Genomic DNA, 18,668 nt, shown 5'->3' on the forward strand with positions numbered 1-18,668 from the left:
TCAAGCAACAACTTATGCTGCTTGATCTTGATTAAAATGAGTCATCAACCCTATTTGACAAAGAGCCAAATGTTTATGATGGTTTAAAAATTATTGAGCTGCTTCTTCCCACTCAGTAACTTCACCTAAGAAGATTGAACGAATTGTTTCTAATGATAAATCTTCTACTGTACTTTCTGGGTGAACTACAACAGCAATTCCATCAAGAGCGATGTTTGCTTGGTTTAATGCTGCAGCTTCATCTTCTGTTAATTCACGAGAAGACATACCTAAGTCAGCAGCTCCACCAGTTGCAGCTTCGATACCAGCAGAAGAACCGTTTGAAGTAATGTTAATAGTTACGTCTGGGTTTAATGCCATGTATTCTTCAGCTAAAACTTCCATAACTGGAGTTACTGATGTTGATCCAACAACTTCAACAGTTCCTTCTAAGCCAGCAGCTTCGTATGAAGGTAATGAAGCAACAACTGATCCTGATTCTTCTTCAGTTGACTCTTCTTCTGTTGCTGATTCTTCTTCTATTGTTTCTTCTGATGAAGCTTCTTCTTCTGTAGTTTCTTCTTCTGTAGTTTCTTCTTCTGATGCAGCTTCTTCAGCTCCAGCAGATTCTTCGCCTTCAGCTGGCTCTTCAGTTGTTTCTTCTGTTGCTGATTCTTCAGTTGTTTCTTCTGATGAAGCTTCTTCAGATGATTCTTCACCTTCAGCAGATGCAGAAGCGTCTACAGCGATGTATCCTTCTTCTTCAACAATTGTTTGTCCTTCTTGAGAGTGGATGAATGTTAAGAAGTCAGCTGATACGTCTGATTGATCTTCTCCCCATGCCACTACGAATGGACGAGCGATTGGGTAATCTCCAGCGTTAATTGCTTCTGGAGTAGCTTCTGCTCCATCAACAGTAACAGATTTAACTGTATCATCTAATGAACCTAATGAGATATATCCAATTGCATTTGGATCTCCAGCAACAGTTTGCATAACTCCGTTAGTACTGTTTTGGATTGCAGCTGATGTAGTAGTCATGTCATCTTCGTTTTCGTCAACAACACCAACGATTTCTACGAATGCTCCACGTGTTCCTGATCCATCTTCACGAGAAACAACGTTAATTGTTCCCTCTTGTGCGAATGCTGGTACAACTGATGATAATACTAATCCTGCAGTTGCTAATAATGGTAAAGCTTTTAATGTTTTTTTCATTAATGTACATCTCCTTTTGATTTTTAATGTTTCAACGACATCTAATCACTCGTCTGATAGTCAAACCATCAGTACACCTCTATTATAACAAGCGATTGTAAATTTAATGTAAATCTATTGTAAATTTTATGTTAAGACTCTCTGTTTTCCTTAACGATTTCTTTAATAAAATAAAATCCCCTCTTCATTAAGCCTTAACTTAATGAAGAGGGGATGGGTATGCCATTAGTTTAATTCTACGATGTCTCCTGAGTGTAAGTACACAATTCTTTCGCAAATATTAGTCACATAATCTCCGATACGTTCTAAGTTATTTGCAACACCAATATAGTTAATACCTCCGATAATTACTTCAGTATCAAATTCCATTGTTTGTGCAGCAATTCCATAAATTTGTTGTTGTAGTGCATCTAACTCATTATCACGGTCAGCAATTTTACGTGCTGCTCTAACGTCACCATTAACAAATGCTTGAATGACATCAGTAATCATCCCTTGAGCAATCTCACCCATTTGTTTAACGATATCATCTAGGCGCTCAATTTTTTCTTCATTAGGATTACGACGAATGACAGTCTTAGCTACAGATGTTGCATGGTCAGCGATACGTTCTACATCTGAGTTTGCAGAAAATACTGTAAAGATTTTTCTTAAATCTCCGGTCACTGGTTGTTGTAATGCTATTAGACGGTATGCGTCTCTTTCGATTTCAACACTTAAAGCATTAATTCTTAAGTCATCAGAAATTACTTCGTGCGCTAATTCATTATCATTCTCGTCAAACGCTTTAATCGCTTTATGTAATGACTCATTAGCGAAGTTACTTAACATAATTAATTTATCCAAAAATTTATCTAGTTCTTCTTGAAATGCTTCTCTCACTGTTTTTCCTCCTAGAAAATATACGTATTAGTTTAAATAAAATTAACCGAAGCGACCTGAAATATAATCGTCAGTACGTTGATCTGACGGGTTACTGAAGATTTTCTCAGTATCGTCGAATTCAATGACTTCCCCAGTTAAGAAGAATGCTGTTTTATCAGAAATACGTGCGGCTTGTTGCATATTATGAGTAACAATAACAACCGTATATTTCTCTTTTAATTCAGAAATAAGTTCTTCAATTTTCCCAGTAGAAATTGGGTCAAGTGCAGAAGTTGGCTCATCCATAAGTAATACTTCTGGATCGTTAGCAATCGCACGTGCAATACAAATTCTTTGTTGTTGTCCACCAGAAATTGCTGTTGCATTTTTATCTAATTTATCTTTTACTTCATCCCAAATTGCTGCTGCTCGTAAACTTTCTTCAACAATTTGGTCAAGTTGAGTTTTATCTTTAATCCCGTGAGTTCTAGGTCCATAAGCAATGTTGTCATAAATACTTTTTGGGAATGGGTTTGGATGTTGGAATACCATACCAACTTTTTTACGTAATAAGTTAGCGTCATAGCCTTTTTCATAGATATTTTGACCATCTAAAGAAATTAATCCGTCCACGCGAGCATATGATACTAAATCTTGCATACGATTTAATGTTTTGATAAATGTTGATTTACCACAACCTGAAGGTCCGATAAATGCTGTAACTACTTTCTCTTCAATATCCATATTGATATTTTTTAACGCTTGAAAATCACCGTAATAAAAGTCTAAGTCTTTAATTTTAAATTTTGTGTTAGCCATATTTTTTATTTCCCTCCAGAGCCTAGTCGATTACCAATTAAATTTGATAAGCCATTAATGAATAGAACAATTAATATTAGAATCGATGCAACAGCATATGACTCATCAACGTGAAGTCCTTCTTGAGATAACATATACATGTGGACCGCAAGAGTACGACCTGAATCTCCTAATGATGATATCATACTTGATGATGATCCTAAAGTATAGATAAATGCTGCTGACTCACCTACAATACGTCCAATTGCTAAGATAACTCCGGAAAGAATCCCTGGCATCGCAACTGGTAGAACTACAGTAAAGATTGTTCTTAATCTTCCTGCTCCTAAACCATAACTACCCATACGTAAAGAATCATTAACCGAACGCAATGCTTCTTCAGTAGAGGAGATAATGATTGGTAAAATCATAATTGTTACTGTTAAAATACCCGCAAAGTGAGAATATCCCCACTCAAACTGATATACGAATAAAAGCATACCGAACAGTCCGTAAACAATTGATGGAACTGCCGCTAATGTATCGGTTGCTAAACGAATAATTGGTAAAAATTTACTTTTTTGATCGGCATATTCAACTAAGTAGAACCCAGTAAAGATTCCTATTGGACCTGCAATGAGTAATGATGCACCAATAATAATTAATGTTGAAATAATTGACGGCATCATTGATACATTATCAGTCGTATAATCCCACTCAAACATTGATGCTGATAAATGAGGTAATCCATTATAGAAGATATAACCTACAATGAAAAGTAACATACCTAATGTAAATAAACCTGCTGCCCATACTAATATTTTAATAAAGCTGATTTTTTTAGTCATTAGTCGTTACCTCCTTTGTTTTTTACAATCATGAAAGTAGTATTAAGAATAATGATAAAGATAAATAATACAACGGCTGTAGCAATTAACGCTTCTCTATGTCGACCACTTGCATAACCCATCTCCAGAACAATATTCGTCGTTAATGTACGAACACCTTGGTTTAAATCGTTAGGGATTGCTGGTTGGTTACCAGTAACAAGAATAACAGCCATTGTCTCACCAATTGCACGACCAATACCTAAGATAATCGCAGATAAGATTCCTGATTTTGCAGCAGGTAAAATAACGCGCATAATTGAACGGTCATGATCAGCACCTAAACCAACACTCGCTGAATAGTATTCTTTAGGAACAGCACGTAAAGATGCTTCAGTCAAACCAATAATAGTTGGTAAAATCATAATACCTAACAATGTAGAAGCCGTTACAATATTCATCCCTGTTCCTCCCATTAAATCACGGAAGAATGGCACAAATAATCTTAATGCAAAATAACCATATACAATAGATGGAATTGATGCCATTAAGTTAATTGCAGGCTTTGCAAATTTATATAACCAGTCAGGACAGTAGAATGCCATAAAGATAGACGAAAGAACACCGATTGGAACCCCAATAATAATTGCTCCTGCTGTAACAACAAGTGACCCAACAATCATTGGTAAGATACCAAATGAAGGGTTGGAAGCAGTTGGACGCCATACCTCGTTAAAAATAAAGTTTCCTATTCCTTCTTCAAGTATAAAAGGTACTCCACCTTCAAAAATAAAGTAGAATATTAAAATAATCGAAAGAATCGATAATGACGCACACACTATGAAAACATATTTCATAAATGTTTCAGTAAAATTAGACTGCATACAGAATCTCCTTTTAAAAAATAAGTTGCATTACAATTAAGTACCGTAATAGAATACTTGCGTCTTCATTTTACAACTCAATTGTAAATTTTATGTAAATTTTATGTAAATATTTATAAAGCGGTTTATTATAGTCTTTGTAAAGATGTCAACTCGGGAAAAATTGCAACAATAAAAAAACACTTTAGATCATCAAGTATTGTTACAACCGAATTACACAAAAAAATCTATATATATTTTTTCGCATATAATTTCTATGATTAAAAATATATATAGGTTCCATAAGCGTGACTCATACTTTTTCGCTTTATTAAATGCTTTTCAGCTTGACTCAACGGGAAATAAAATTATTCCAAAGGAAGTTTAATATGGAATGTTGTACCGATTCCCACCTCACTTTCAACATGAATGGTTCCGTTCATGTTCATAATTAAGTTACGTACTATTGATAAACCAAGGCCGGTTCCACCGGAATTTCGACTTCGCCCTTTATCTACTCGATAGAAGCGTTCAAAAATTCGTTCTTGGTCTGCTTTTGGAATTCCAATTCCTTTATCTGAAACAGAAAAATGTACAGAATTATTAACTTGTTCAATATTAATTTTTACTTCACTATCGACATCTGAATAATTAATGGCATTATCAATCAGATTTGTAAAAATTTGTTCAATACGATGTTGATCTGCCTTCATCATCACAGGTCTCTCAGCATCAACTGAAATACTAATATGTTTCCTATCAGCCTGTTTGTAGAAGAATTGAATTAAATTATTCACGGTCTCTACAACTTCAAACGGCTTAACAACCATAGGTTCACTTTTCTTCTCAACACGAGACAATTCTAAAATATCACTAATAATCGTCTCTAACCGATTACTTTCATTTGCAATGATTGTAATAAATTTCTCCGCTAACTCTGGTTGCTTTAAAGCACCATCTAAAAGTGTCTCAGCAAAACCTTTGATTGCTGTCACTGGTGTTCTTAACTCATGTGAAGCATTCGCAACAAACTCTGTTCGAACTGTTTCTAAGCGTCTTACTTGTGTAATGTCATACAATAAGACAAGAATCGATTCAATCTCATCAGGTGATTTCCCGTAAGGAATAATATTCACATCTATAAATTTAGACGTCGGAATATATAGTTCGATGTGATTGCTTAATGGCTGATGCGTCTTAAGTGCTTCATTAATCATATCTACCAGTACATAACTCTTAATTACTGCCTGGAAAGATCTTTGCGTTGTGTGTATATCTATATTTAATAATTGCATCGCTTCAGAATTAATTAATTCGATTTTTCCAGAATTACTTATTAAAACTACACCTAAGTTTAAATGTCCCATTAATAAGGATAGTCGTTGCTCACTAGCATTTAAATCACCACGTTTGGTTTTTAACTCTTGTTTTAATGTCGAAATATTTGTACCTAAATTATCGATAACGGGTAAATTACCTCGTATATATTCAAATTGGTACTGATCATCTTCTACATGTTCAACCGCTAAATTGATGGCTTCGATTGGTTTTGTAACAAAGTTAAGCATATGTCTATACACCAAGTATATTAGCAGTAAGATGATGATGATAATGACTGCCATCCACAAATAAAAGTCATCTAATTGATCTTGAAACAATGACTTGTTATAGTACTTTACTAACTGATACGTCCCATCATTTGCTTCGATTGGCGTGTAAACAACATAACCATTTAGATATACCTTGCTCGACACTTTATCTTTTGGAGAGTCTTTTAGCTGTTGTCGAACCGTTTGTAGTCGGGTTCTTTCAGCAAAATCATTCCAAATAACTTCGCCATCTTTCAGTACAATTGATTCTGCGCTATCTGTACGCTTGAATGGTTCAATTTTTAACTCGACTTCTGAAAAGCTCTCAGCATTCACTCCTAAATCTTCTAGAAATTCTGCTTGAATCTCAGCTCGTGTCTCCAAGGGCTGTAATATTGAACGATGAATGAGCTGTCTCACAAAATACCCAGAGATACTGATTCCAATTACTACGCACACAATTAAAATAATTCGGGAATTGCGTTTATGTAATCTCTGGTTAAAAATCATTCTTTTGGCACCACGAATTTATACCCGAATCCTCGCACGGTTTTGATATATTCAGGATTTTTCGTATCTTTTTCGATTTTTTCTCGTAAATGACTAATATGAACATCGACAATTCGTGTCTCACCTGCATAATCAAAGCGCCAAATACTATTTAATAATTGTTCACGACTTAAAATACGACCTTTACGAACAGCCATATAAACTAATAACTCAAATTCTTTAGGTGTCACTTCAATTTTATCGCCGTGAACGACAACTTCATATCGATCAGCGTAAATTTCAATATCACCTAATTTAATCACTGAATCCGATTCATCTTGTAATAAGTAACGATCTTCTTCGTAGTCATTATAATTATCTTCTAATTCACGTAACTCAGCATCAACTGCTTCTTGATGAGCTTGTTCACTGTCTTTTTCTGACATATGTTTTGCTTCAGTTCTTCTCAAGATTGCTTTTATTCTTGCCGTTACTTCTCTAGGACTAAATGGCTTAGTCATATAATCATCTGCACCAAGCTCTAAGCCGATTACCTTATCGTACTCGTCATCTTTAGCAGTTAACATCAGAATCGGTGTATCTATATCCTCTTGTCTTACCCGACGGCAAATATCCATACCATCCATTCCTGGTAACATCACATCTAATATAATAAAGTCGTATTCATTCGTCTTTATCATCTTATATCCACTTTCACCATTATTGGCGGTGTCAACGGTATATCCGGCTTCTTTTAAGTTGTATTCTAATAATGTTAAGATTGCAATCTCATCATCAACAACTAGAATATGTTTCATAATTATCCTCCAGTTCATACCTATATACTATAATAATGCTCGTGTCTCCTATCTTATCAAAGTATGAAACCATTTTGTACAGGAAACTCTACATCATTTTTTATTATAACATTCTTTTAATATTCATTCTGTGTATATATTGTACCTTATCCATTAAAAAAAACTCAAAGGTTACGTAAGCTCTTGCTTTAATAATCTTTGAGTTTTCATATGACTATTTAAAATTTTAAAAATCGTTTAATCGACCGCCTTGCTCCGATAACACCTAATAAAATTCCTATAATTACTAAACCACCCGCAACATAATAAATAAATGGTGTGGTTGGTGTAAAGGCAATGACTTGTACACCGGTAATCTCAATGGTGGCACTTTGCATCCCTTCATAAGCTCCGTAAAGTAAGACACTGGCAAAGATCGAACTAATTAAACCTATAAAGGCTCCTTCATAAGCAAATGGTGCGCGGATATAGCTATTTTGTGCCCCAACTAAGCGCATAATTTCAATTTCAGTTTGCCGTGCGTAGATGGTTAACTTGATTGTATTCGATATTAACGCTACTGCAATTACAACGAGAACGGCTGCAATTAATGCAAACACAACTCTGACAATTTCAAGGGTGCTCAATAAGTTTTGCGTATCAATTTCACCATAAGTGACATCCACAGCGTAAGGTAATTCACTAATTTGCTCTGTGACAGTGTCTAAATATTCTGTATCTTCAACAGATACAACAAACACATTAAATAATGGGTTCGCATCATCACTAAATAGAGCAAACTCTTCCCCGACCCGGTCGATTAAGTCCTCTAGTTCTTCTTCTCTTGTTCGATACGTTATATCAGACACATACTCTATCTCTTCGATGGCTTGGCGTAAGTCCGCTTCATCTTGTTCATCAGCAGCTAAGTCGATGTGAGCTCTAATTTGAACGCCTTCTTCGATATCTTGAGTTATATTATCAACGTTACTCAAGAGCATAATTAATCCACCCACCATTAAGAGTGTGACTGTCATTGTTAAGATAGAGGCAGCGGTCATCCAACCATTACGAAATAAATTACGGAAACCATTACGGAGTTGTCTGAAGAAATTTCTAATGCTTTTCATTATATTCCCCCTCATACTCATCACGAACGAGATTGCCTTTTTCTAAACGAATTAAGCGGTGCTTAAATTCATTAACCAAATGGTCATTATGTGTTCCCATGAGAACAGTGGTTCCATTCTGGTTAATGCGTTCGAGTAATCTAAATATCTCAATTGCATTCTCAGGGTCCAAGTTTCCGGTTGGCTCATCGGCAACGAGAATACGTGGGTGATTAACAATCGCACGTGCAATCGATACTCGCTGTTGCTCCCCACCTGATAATTCATTTGGATATTGGTTTACTTTCGTTCTTAACCCAACGAGTTCCATAACTTCTTTTACTCGTTTTTTTATTTCTTTACGACTTTTCCCTGTTACTTCCATCGCATAGGCGACATTTTCGTACGCCGTTAGGGATGGAAGGAGTTTAAAGTCTTGGAAGATGACCCCGACTTGTCTTCTTAACATAGGGACATCTTTAGGTTTTAATCTATTTAAGTGATATTTTCCTACGACGACTTTTCCTTGCGTTTGTATTTCTTCTCGGTAAAGAATTTTCATTAACGTCGATTTACCGGACCCACTCGGTCCAACGAGGTAGGCAAATTCGCCTTGTTCGATTCGCAGATTAATGTCGTTCAATGCAACAACACCATTCTCATATCGTTTCGATACGTTTGTTAATTGAATCATGTCCTTATCCTCACTTTCAAAATATTCTGTCCAATTGTATATGAAATATGTATCACAGTGATAACAAACTGCTAACTATTAGATTATTCAATGGACCATTTTAGATAGGCATCAATAAAATCATCTAAATCCCCGTCCATGACTTTATCGGTATTTCCGACTTCATAATTTGTACGGTGGTCTTTAACCATTGAGTAGGGATGGAAGACATATGATCTAATTTGTGAGCCCCAGGCAATCTCTTTTTGATCCCCTTTAATTTCAGCTAGTTCTTTTGCTTTTTGTTCAACTTCAAGTTGATGCAGTTTTGACTTCAATAATTTCATCGCTTGTTCACGGTTTTGAAGTTGTGATCTTTGAGCCTGACTTTGAGTCACCACTCCAGTTGGAATATGTGTGATACGCACTGCCGAGTCAGTCTTATTAACGTGCTGCCCACCTGCACCACTTGCACGATATGTATCGATTCGAATATCGTCTGGATTGATGTCAATTTCAACTGATTGGTCAATCAATGGGGTTACCTCTATAGAAGCAAAAGAAGTATGACGACGTGCATTTGAATCGAACGGCGAGATACGAACTAAACGGTGGACTCCTTTTTCTGATTTAAGTAAGCCATAAGCATTATGTCCTTTAATCTCTAAGACGACACTTTTTATACCCGCTTCGTCTCCAGCTTGATAATCCAAGACTTCAACGCTGAAACCTTTATGATCCGCATATCTTTGGTACATACGAAGGAGCATACTTCCCCAATCTTGGGACTCAGTTCCTCCAGCTCCGGGATGGATTTCAAGAATCGCATCATTTTTATCATATTCACCAGAAAGTAGTAACATTGTTTCGTAGCTATCTATGGCTTTAGACAGAGCCTCAGTTAATTCCTCAGCTTCTTGATACATCTCTTCATCTTTCGTCTCGTTATATAATTCGATTGCCATTGTTAAATCTTCAACTTGATCTTCAAGTGAGCTAATGGTTTGGTATGTTTCTTTACTACTGTTTAACTCTTGGATGACTACTTGAGCTGCCTCATTATCATCCCAAAAATCTGGTTGACTCATTTGATATTCATAATCTGCAATATCCGCTTCTAGTGCGTCTAAGTCAAAGAGACCCCCTAAAACTATCCATCTTTTCTTGAGCGGTTTCGACAAATTGTGTCATTTCATAAAGTTCCATCGTTCTATTCACTCCATCTAATTAAATTCCTTTGTAGTATAGCACCATAATAATCGTTCGTAAAAGAAAAACCGGCAGTGATAATTCCCCTGCCGGCTAACTTATTCAAAAATTAGTTTGTTCCACCTGGTTTATTCACTTGCTCACGTTCAACATTTTGTCTTACTTGAGCTTTCATAATAAAGCGAGTGACATCATATTCAATCGCAGCAACCATTTCTTCAAAGCGGTCAAATCCTTCTGTTTGGTATTCAGTTAATGGATTTGTTTGAGCGTAAGCTCTTAGTCCAACACCTTGACGTAAATGATCCATCATATCAATATGATCTGTCCATTTAGAGTCAACAACGCGTAAGATAATTACTTTCTCAAACTCAGCAATTTGTTCTGGTCCATTAAGTTGAGAAGTTTTCTCACTATACACTTCTTCAGCTTTTTCATATAAGAAGTTTACTAATTCTTTCTTATTTTTTCCTTGTAAATCTGATAACTCTAAAGTATCTGGGTTTACAATCGCTGAATGTGCGAAGTCTAGTAATGGTTCTAATTGCCAATCTTTCTTCTCACCTTCGGTTGCATAAGCAACTTGGCGTTCGATGGTACGTTTGATCATTGCTTTGATGTAATCTGTTAATGGTTCGCCTGCATCAATTACTTCGTGACGTTGTCCGTAGATAACTTCACGTTGTTCACGCATAACTTCGTCATATTCAAGAACGTTTTTACGTGTATCGTAGTTATTACCTTCTACACGTTTTTGAGCTGATTCAACTTGACGAGTTAACATACGACTTTGAATTGCTACATCGTTCTCATCTTCGTCTTCGTTTAATTTCTCCCAAAGTCCTTTAATACGGTCTGAACCGAAACGACGCATTAAATCATCTTCTAATGATAAGTAGAATTGTGATGCACCTGGGTCACCTTGACGACCCGAACGTCCACGTAATTGATCATCGATACGACGTGACTCATGACGTTCTGTACCAATCACACATAAACCACCTAGCTCTTTCACTCCGCTACCTAGTTTAATATCGGTACCACGACCAGCCATGTTCGTTGCAATCGTAACAGCGCCACGTTGCCCTGCTTGCATAATAATTTCTGCTTCTTTAAAGTGGTTTTTCGCATTCAATACTTCATGCGGTACACCTTTTCTAGTTAAAAGTTGTGATAAGTATTCAGATGTTTCTACCGCAACCGTACCAACTAGAATTGGTTGGCCTTTTTCGTGACGGCGAATAATTTCATCTGCTACAGCGTTAAATTTTGAACGTAAATTCGGGAATAATAAATCCGCTGCGTCATCACGAATCACGGGACGGTTCGTTGGGATTTGGATAACATTCATCGCATAAATTTCACGGAACTCATCTTCTTCCGTCTTAGCTGTACCAGTCATACCCGCTAATTTGTTATACATACGGAAGTAGTTTTGGAACGTTACCGTCGCCATAGTTTTAGACTCGTCTTCAATGTCTACGCCTTCTTTAGCTTCAATCGCTTGGTGTAGTCCATCTGAGTAACGACGCCCTTCCATGATACGTCCAGTAAAGCCGTCAACGATTTTTACTTTTCCTTCGTCAACTACATAGTCAATATCAACTAACATAATGTAGTTTGCACGTAGGGCTTGGTCAATATGGTGAACCAGTGCAGTATTATCAACGTTATATAAGTTTTCTAAACGGAATACTTTCTCTGCTTTATCCACTCCGCCATCTGTTAAGTTGATTGATTTTGATGTTAGATCAATTGTATAATCTTCATCTTCTTTTAACCCTTTAACAAAGTAATCAGCACGCGTATATAAAGCTGTAGATTTACCAGCTTGTCCAGAGATAATTAACGGTGTTCTTGCCTCATCAATTAAGATTGAGTCAACCTCATCGACAATCGCGTAATAAAGTGGTCTTTGCACCATTTGGTGTTTGTAAACAACCATGTTATCACGTAAGTAGTCGAAGCCTAATTCGTTATTCGTACTATAAGTAACGTCTGAGTTATAAGCTTCACGTTTTTCACTTGGGTTCATTGAGTTTAAGTTTAAGCCTACTGTTAGACCTAAGAATCGATACACTTCTCCCATTTCTTTCGAGTCACGAGTCGCTAAGTAATCGTTCACTGTTACAACGTGAACACCTTTACCTGCTAACGCGTTTAAGTAAACTGGCATCGTTTCAGTTAAGGTCTTACCTTCACCCGTCTTCATCTCAGCAATATTACCTTCATGGAGAATAATTCCCCCTTGGATTTGAACTTTGTATGGGAATAATCCAAGTACACGGCGAGCTGCTTCTCTTACAACAGCGAATGCTTCAGGTAAAATATCCTCTAATGTCTCTTTATTAGCGAGACGGTTTTTAAATTCAGTTGTCATGTTACGGAGTTGTTCATCAGTCATTTCACGGTAAGTTGGCTCCATAGCCATAACTTCGTCAGCGATTTTACTTGTTCTGCGTAATTCGCCTTTATCATTTTCAATTAAATTTTTAAGAAAATTAGCCATCAATACTGCTCCTTTTATTCATTATCTATGTCATGTAAGACCTTGATTCAGTCTGAACCGGCCAATAGTTAAACACACTTCCCTATTCTAACATGAATATTGAAAAATGAAAATATCAAATAGCATTCATAAGCACTCTTATCAAGAATTTCAGGGGTTTTTCTCATTGTCTTTAAAGTAAATTTTAATTCTTTGTAATTTCTTAAAAAATATCATCAAAAAAGGCAAAGGACACATTGTCCCTTGCCTTTTAATGTCTTTATAATGCTGTCATTAGAGTGATGAGGTTTCTATTAAGCCATAACGACCATCTTTACGACGGTAAACAATTGAAATTTCCATTGTTTCAGCATCTGTATAGATAAAGAAGTCATGTCCTAACATGTTCATTTGTAGAACGGCTTCTTCGCTATCCATCGGTTTTAAATCTACCCGTTTAGAACGAACGATTTCTAATTCTGGATCTTCAGAAACTGGCTCCTCTGGCGCAGACGTATCTGGGTTTAGCCCTTCGAAACCACGCTCTCTTGACTTACGGTTAATTTTTGTTTTGTATTTTCTTACTTGTCGTTCTAATTTATCAACGACAAAGTCAATACTTTTATATAAATCTTCACTTGTTTCTTCTGCACGAAGAACTAAGAATGATAATGGAATTGTTACTTCAGCTTTCGCAGTTTTATCAGAGTATACTTTTAAATTTACATAAGCAGTTGCGTCAGGAACGTCTGTAAAGAAACGTTCTAATTTTTGAACTTTTTTCTCTGCATAATCACGAATTGCTTGTGTAACCTCGATATTTTCTCCACGTACATTATAGTCAAACATACTAATCCCTCTTTTCCAATATTTTCTAATACTATGAATTAATTAAACTCAAAGTTAATATGGAATAAATGCAAGTCTCTATTATTCACTCAACTTTACCTCTCACTTAACATTTGATTCTAAAGAATAAATAGTGATTAGGAAAAAAGTAGTTATCTACCACTTTTATTTATTATATCACAGATTAAGCATATTGAAAACGCAAACACTCTCTAGAATTCGTATTAATCACGAAACTGTTGTCTTAAAGTATCGCCGGTTGAAATTCCAAGAAATTCATCGTCTTCTTGAATAATGTAATCCCCTGTAAACTCCACGTGAAACTGTTCAGTATTCTCTTTTCGAATTGCGATAATATTCGTACCGTATTTTTCACGGAAACTCATTTGATTAATGGTCTTACCAACCCATTTGTCTTTTACTGGGAAGATACTGATATTGTTACGGTGATCGAGTCCGATTAATTCATGAACCGTTGGGTTACTTAATTCACGCGCAATTCGCACGCCCATCTCTACTTCTGGTAATATGACGCGGTCTGCGCCAACTTTCAGTAAAACATCACGGTAATCCGCATTTTTTGATTTAACGATAATTTTTTCAATGCCTAATTTTTGCAAGTGAAGAATGGCTAGGATTGTGTCTTCTAATCTTTGAGACGTGGCGACAACCGCGATATCACAGTCACCAACTCCTGCATCTTTCAATTGATCAATCTTCGTAAAATCACCTTGAAGACATTGAGCTACTTCATCAATAATTTCTTCGACATGATCCATATTTTTGTCCATCCCGATTACATCAACATTTTCTTTAGTTAAAGTTCGAGCTAGGGATGTTCCAAATAAACCTAAGCCTAAAACGGCAATTGTTTTTCTTCTCATAATTTCTCCTTTTATCCTACCATGATATTCATTTCTGGATAATGCACTTTAGATTCTTTCTTAGGTCCACCTAATGACCAAAAGAACGTCATTAATCCGACACGTCCCACAAACATTAATAACATCAAGACAAATTTTCCTATAACTGTTAAATCTGGTGTCAAACCAAGTGACAAACCAACCGTTCCAAAACACGATAAGACTTCCATTAAGATATACTCCATTCCAAAACCATGCGGAATTTCTTCGGTTATAAAGAGAATCATTGAACTCGATATTACCATAATGATCCCCACGAAGATAATGAAGAACGCGCGTTTAACATTGTCATATGAAATATGTCGTGAGAAGACATTAATTTCTTCCCCTTTAAACATTCGGTACATAAACATAACTACCAGCCCGATTGTTGACACTTTCACTCCCCCAGCAGTCGAGCCAGAAGATCCACCGATAAACATTAATATGAAGGTCATAAATAAACCTGCATGAGAAACGTCCATATAATCGACATTCGCATACCCTGCTGTTCTTGGAGTGACCGCCATGAAGATAATATTGGCTAATTGATCGCCAAGAGAAAGGTGATTGAATGTCCCATAGCGCCATTCTGATAAACCAATAAATAATATACTGATTGTCAGAATAATCCCCGTCAAAATTAGGGTGAATTTTGAATAACGAGTCAGTTTTTTAGTTTTCGGAAAAGAGATAATGTCCATCCAAACAATAAAACCTAAACCACCCGAAAATATTAAACTCGCGATTATTAAGAGTATATAAGAGTTATCTTGAAAGCCGATTAAACTATCTCCAAATAAATCAAAACCAGCGTTATTAAAGGCTGAAATACTATGAAAGATTGAATAAAAGAATCCCGTACTTAAACCGAGTCTTGGAATTAAAACAAAACTTAAGGCTAAAGCACCCAGTGCTTGAATAGATAAAGACACTTTCACGATGTTTTTTACGATATCTTGCATCCCATAACTTGAAGATAAATTCAGTGTTTCTAGAACTAGATTCCGTTGTTTAAGATTAACTTTTGCACCGCGTATGGTGAAAAACATCATCCAAATGGTTAAGAAACCAAGCCCACCAATTTGAATTAAAGTAATAATAATTGTTTGGCCAAAGGCACTCCAATGTTCTGCTGTATTCAAAGTGACTTGACCGGTCACACAAATGGCAGATGTCGCTGTAAATATCGCATCTACAAAATTCGTCCAAGTGCCTGCTTGTGAAGACACTGGTAACATGAGTAAAAATCCGCCAATTAGAATGAGTGACAAATATATACTGACAACAATTTGTGGAATGGTTAATTTATCTATGATTCGATTTTTCATTTTTTCTTACAACTTACTCCTTTTTGCTTTGACTCATACTTTTGATCATCCAAAGAATGTAGTCAATGATGTAGGCTACAAATACTGAAACTGGGTGAATCCATTCTTGCATTTGAATCGCAAGGTAAATTGTTCCAATGACAATCGCAAAAGACAGGACTGTATAAAGTATATGTAGCCCCATATTGAATGATTTTTTGTCCGATACATAATTTAAATACTTATACATGAATGTTCTTCGTATGAAAATAAAGAACCAACCATATAACCAACCTAGACCATACGACCATTCGAACATGCATAATATTGCCGTGATTATTATAACAAAAATAACAAGCGTCCGCCTATTCAATCTGTATTCACCATTTTCCTTTTTATAATGAACTTATGCTAGCACACCCCTATTTAAAACACAATCAAAAGCCTTGTTATTACTTGCTTAGTTGGTCTCTAGCAACACTCACGCTTACTAACCGGATTATTCTATCACGTTCTTTATAAAATTGATACAAGATTTTTTTAGCATGAATAAGCGTTGCTCCCGTCGTATAAATATCATCAAAAATTAACCAGTTTTCCTTTGACAAGTCTAGTGTCTCTTCTTTAATTTTAAAGGTGTTATTTAGCTTTAATCTTTCTTTTTTTGATTTTTTTGCTTGCTTTACGCCGTCACCGATATAGTCAAAAGGGACTTGATAGGGTATGTCTGCTGCATCAAGTAAATAAGCAGTAGGGTGGAATCGTCGGGTCTTTAAACTTGTCAGAGAACTTGGTAATACTAACCATTGGTAATCTTTGTATTTTACATAAACCTCTTTTAAATATGGGGCCAGAATGGCAGCCATTCGAACATCACCATGGTATTTGTAATTTACAATCCATTCTTGCAGCGCTTCATTATAGTCAAACAAGGCTTGATGACTGATCAATTCACTGGGTGTGTTTTTATGCCAATTCGCACAATCAAAACAATATGCCTGCTGAGTGATGACTATTGGCTTTAGAAAAACATCCTTAGATTTAGGATCTAATGGCCTTCCGCAACCTTTGCAATCATCAGCTTGTGTGACTAATAATTTAAATTTACTTTGGCATGTTTGGCAAAGTATTGGGAAAGTTAACGGTTTAAATGTAAATAATTGTTTAATAGATAAATAATGTTTGAGGTGTTCACTACAGATTACACAAACATCACTTTGAGCTATAGCCATCGATTAACCCCCTCTCGCTGGCCAATTGATTCATGTCTTTAATTTGCTTTCGTGCTTCAATCATCGCCAGGTTCTTACCCCCATGAGCATAAATTAATTCACCGGTGGGGAAATCCGGTTTACGACCGACCCGTCCGCTCATCTGAACTAAGGCTGACGTTGAATATAATTGACTCTCTGCCCCCACGATACATACGTGACAATTGGTAAAAGTCACCCCTCTTTCTAGAATCGTCGTAGATATAAGCGCATCATAAATACCGTCACGCAATGCTTGCACTTTTTCCTTTCTCTGGGAATCTTTCGCGTGAACTACCGCAATCTTCAATTCTGGCCAAGCTTTACTCAACCAAGCAAACAAATTTTCCGCTAAGCGAATATTTGGCATAAAGACTAATTTCACTCCCTCTAAATTTAGAAACCACTTGAGTAATGAATACAGTCGTCGTTTACGTCGTTTTTCAATTTGTTCGCGCCAATCACCTATCCAATAATATTGCGGCTCCGGGAGTGGATTCCGGTGATACCTTGCGGGGAGAATAGTTGACGTCATATTGTTATTGGCTACTGCTTGAGTTAAATGTTGATCAGGTGTTGCAGTCAAATAAACTAATTTCCCCGTTGGCTTCTTCACTGCTCTTTGTGTCGCAAAATGTAAACTCGCATCATTGACATACGGAAAGGCATCGACTTCATCCACGATTAATAAATCAAAGGCTTCTTGAAATCGTAATAACTGGTGAGTCGTAGAAACGACTATTGGGGAATAGCGATACCCTTCCTCACTTCCACCATATAGGAGAGTGACATCAACACTTTCAAAAGCTGCCTGAAGTCTCGGTTTCAATTCGATGCACACATCGATTCGGGGGGAGGCAACGCAGACGCGACCATTACGTCGAATAATGTGATCGATCACTGGGAAAATCATTTCTGTCTTACCTGCCCCTGTCACCGCATGCACCATATGAGTCCGGTCACTGTCCTCTAAACTCTCGATTAAATCTTTTGAAGCGCGGGATTGTTCAGGTGATAAAGTTCCTTGCCAAGTCAGTTTACTCGGTGTTGGATTGGTTAAGTAACTTTGTTGATCTTGTAAGTAATAAAGCGAATCGCCTTGAAGAACCCGCCCCATCTGTAGACAATTCAAACAGTACACGCGCTCATCTGTTAAATTGAAGGCGGCTTGAGTGGGTAAGGCGGTGAATAATTTAGATTGTTGATTATGACACCGCAGACAACAATAACCATCTTGTGTCATTTCAATTGCTGGTTGTTGCTCCATTTGGTCTAATACTTCATTGAGTTGTGGCGCTTCATCTAAGTCACTTAATTGTAGTTCTACTTCTGTACTGGTCAAAAGTCGTCCCCACAGATTTTTTATGTAAGCTTTTTGTTGGATTGGAATCATTTTTTGCTTCCAGCCTTTCGTATTTTTTGAACGATTACCGTCCTATATATAAATACGTATT

Annotated in this window: 17 protein-coding genes; all 17 read right to left on the reverse strand. The window is 36.4% G+C overall.

Annotated features, from left to right (window positions below):
* Positions 1-90: 90 nt before the first annotated feature.
* The 17 genes from ACFO5Y_RS09285 to ACFO5Y_RS09365 all read right to left on the reverse strand — a co-directional run bounded on the left by ACFO5Y_RS09285 (position 91) and on the right by ACFO5Y_RS09365 (position 18,556).
* The gene (locus ACFO5Y_RS09285) at positions 91-1,197 is read right to left on the reverse strand and encodes a substrate-binding domain-containing protein (protein ID WP_197104840.1); all 1,107 of its coding nucleotides are present in this window, start codon (positions 1,195-1,197) and stop codon (positions 91-93) included.
* A gap of 225 nt (positions 1,198-1,422) precedes the next feature.
* The gene (gene phoU, locus ACFO5Y_RS09290; protein ID WP_197104839.1) at positions 1,423-2,079 is read right to left on the reverse strand and encodes a phosphate signaling complex protein PhoU; all 657 of its coding nucleotides are present in this window, start codon (positions 2,077-2,079) and stop codon (positions 1,423-1,425) included.
* A gap of 42 nt (positions 2,080-2,121) precedes the next feature.
* A complete protein-coding gene (gene pstB / locus ACFO5Y_RS09295; RefSeq protein WP_197104838.1) occupies positions 2,122-2,880 on the reverse strand; it encodes a phosphate ABC transporter ATP-binding protein PstB in 759 nt (252 codons plus the stop codon).
* A gap of 5 nt (positions 2,881-2,885) precedes the next feature.
* Entirely contained in the window at positions 2,886-3,707 is an 822-nt protein-coding gene (gene pstA / locus ACFO5Y_RS09300; RefSeq protein WP_197104837.1) for a phosphate ABC transporter permease PstA, read from the reverse strand.
* Positions 3,707-4,570, reverse strand: a complete 864-nt coding sequence (gene pstC / locus ACFO5Y_RS09305; protein WP_197104836.1) for a phosphate ABC transporter permease subunit PstC — start codon at positions 4,568-4,570, stop codon at positions 3,707-3,709. Before pstC ends, pstA begins: the two co-directional genes overlap by 1 nt.
* Positions 4,571-4,917: 347 nt before the next feature.
* Positions 4,918-6,648: a two-component system histidine kinase PnpS gene (gene pnpS, locus ACFO5Y_RS09310; protein WP_197104835.1), complete on the reverse strand. Its 1,731-nt coding sequence runs from the start codon at positions 6,646-6,648 to the stop codon at positions 4,918-4,920.
* Positions 6,645-7,445: a response regulator transcription factor gene (locus tag ACFO5Y_RS09315; RefSeq protein WP_231606915.1), complete on the reverse strand. Its 801-nt coding sequence runs from the start codon at positions 7,443-7,445 to the stop codon at positions 6,645-6,647. Before ACFO5Y_RS09315 ends, pnpS begins: the two co-directional genes overlap by 4 nt.
* Before the next feature lie 218 nt (positions 7,446-7,663).
* Positions 7,664-8,554, reverse strand: coding sequence for a permease-like cell division protein FtsX (gene ftsX / locus ACFO5Y_RS09320; protein ID WP_197104834.1), 891 nt, complete (start codon positions 8,552-8,554; stop codon positions 7,664-7,666).
* Positions 8,541-9,227, reverse strand: a complete 687-nt coding sequence (gene ftsE, locus ACFO5Y_RS09325) for a cell division ATP-binding protein FtsE (protein ID WP_197104833.1) — start codon at positions 9,225-9,227, stop codon at positions 8,541-8,543. The genes ftsX and ftsE overlap by 14 nt, the downstream gene beginning before the upstream one ends.
* An 83-nt stretch (positions 9,228-9,310) precedes the next feature.
* A protein-coding gene (prfB, locus tag ACFO5Y_RS09330; RefSeq protein ID WP_231606914.1) for a peptide chain release factor 2 occupies positions 9,311-10,412 on the reverse strand; the annotation gives its coding sequence in 2 pieces (ribosomal slippage) (positions 9,311-10,339 and positions 10,341-10,412; 1,101 coding nt in all).
* A 112-nt stretch (positions 10,413-10,524) separates the two neighbouring features.
* The gene (gene secA / locus ACFO5Y_RS09335) at positions 10,525-12,924 is read right to left on the reverse strand and encodes a preprotein translocase subunit SecA (protein WP_197104831.1); all 2,400 of its coding nucleotides are present in this window, start codon (positions 12,922-12,924) and stop codon (positions 10,525-10,527) included.
* Between the two features lie 273 nt (positions 12,925-13,197).
* Positions 13,198-13,752 carry a ribosome hibernation-promoting factor, HPF/YfiA family gene (gene hpf / locus ACFO5Y_RS09340; RefSeq protein ID WP_197104830.1) on the reverse strand — a complete coding sequence of 185 codons (555 nt, stop codon included), beginning with the start codon at positions 13,750-13,752 and terminating at the stop codon, positions 13,198-13,200.
* Between the two features lie 224 nt (positions 13,753-13,976).
* Positions 13,977-14,636 carry a potassium channel family protein gene (locus ACFO5Y_RS09345; protein ID WP_197104829.1) on the reverse strand — a complete coding sequence of 220 codons (660 nt, stop codon included), beginning with the start codon at positions 14,634-14,636 and terminating at the stop codon, positions 13,977-13,979.
* An 11-nt stretch (positions 14,637-14,647) separates the two neighbouring features.
* Positions 14,648-15,985 carry a TrkH family potassium uptake protein gene (locus ACFO5Y_RS09350; RefSeq protein WP_197104828.1) on the reverse strand — a complete coding sequence of 446 codons (1,338 nt, stop codon included), beginning with the start codon at positions 15,983-15,985 and terminating at the stop codon, positions 14,648-14,650.
* A gap of 13 nt (positions 15,986-15,998) precedes the next feature.
* Positions 15,999-16,214, reverse strand: a complete 216-nt coding sequence (locus ACFO5Y_RS09355; RefSeq protein WP_197104827.1) for a hypothetical protein — start codon at positions 16,212-16,214, stop codon at positions 15,999-16,001.
* Positions 16,215-16,416: 202 nt separating this feature from the next.
* A complete protein-coding gene (locus ACFO5Y_RS09360; RefSeq protein ID WP_197104826.1) occupies positions 16,417-17,196 on the reverse strand; it encodes a ComF family protein in 780 nt (259 codons plus the stop codon).
* Positions 17,177-18,556 carry an ATP-dependent helicase ComFA gene (locus ACFO5Y_RS09365; RefSeq protein WP_231606913.1) on the reverse strand — a complete coding sequence of 460 codons (1,380 nt, stop codon included), beginning with the start codon at positions 18,554-18,556 and terminating at the stop codon, positions 17,177-17,179. The genes ACFO5Y_RS09360 and ACFO5Y_RS09365 overlap by 20 nt, the downstream gene beginning before the upstream one ends.
* Between the last annotated feature and the right edge of the window lie 112 nt (positions 18,557-18,668).

Origin of the sequence: Ruoffia tabacinasalis (assembly GCF_042652985.1) — a bacterium.
Lineage (GTDB): Bacteria > Bacillota > Bacilli > Lactobacillales > Aerococcaceae > Ruoffia > Ruoffia tabacinasalis.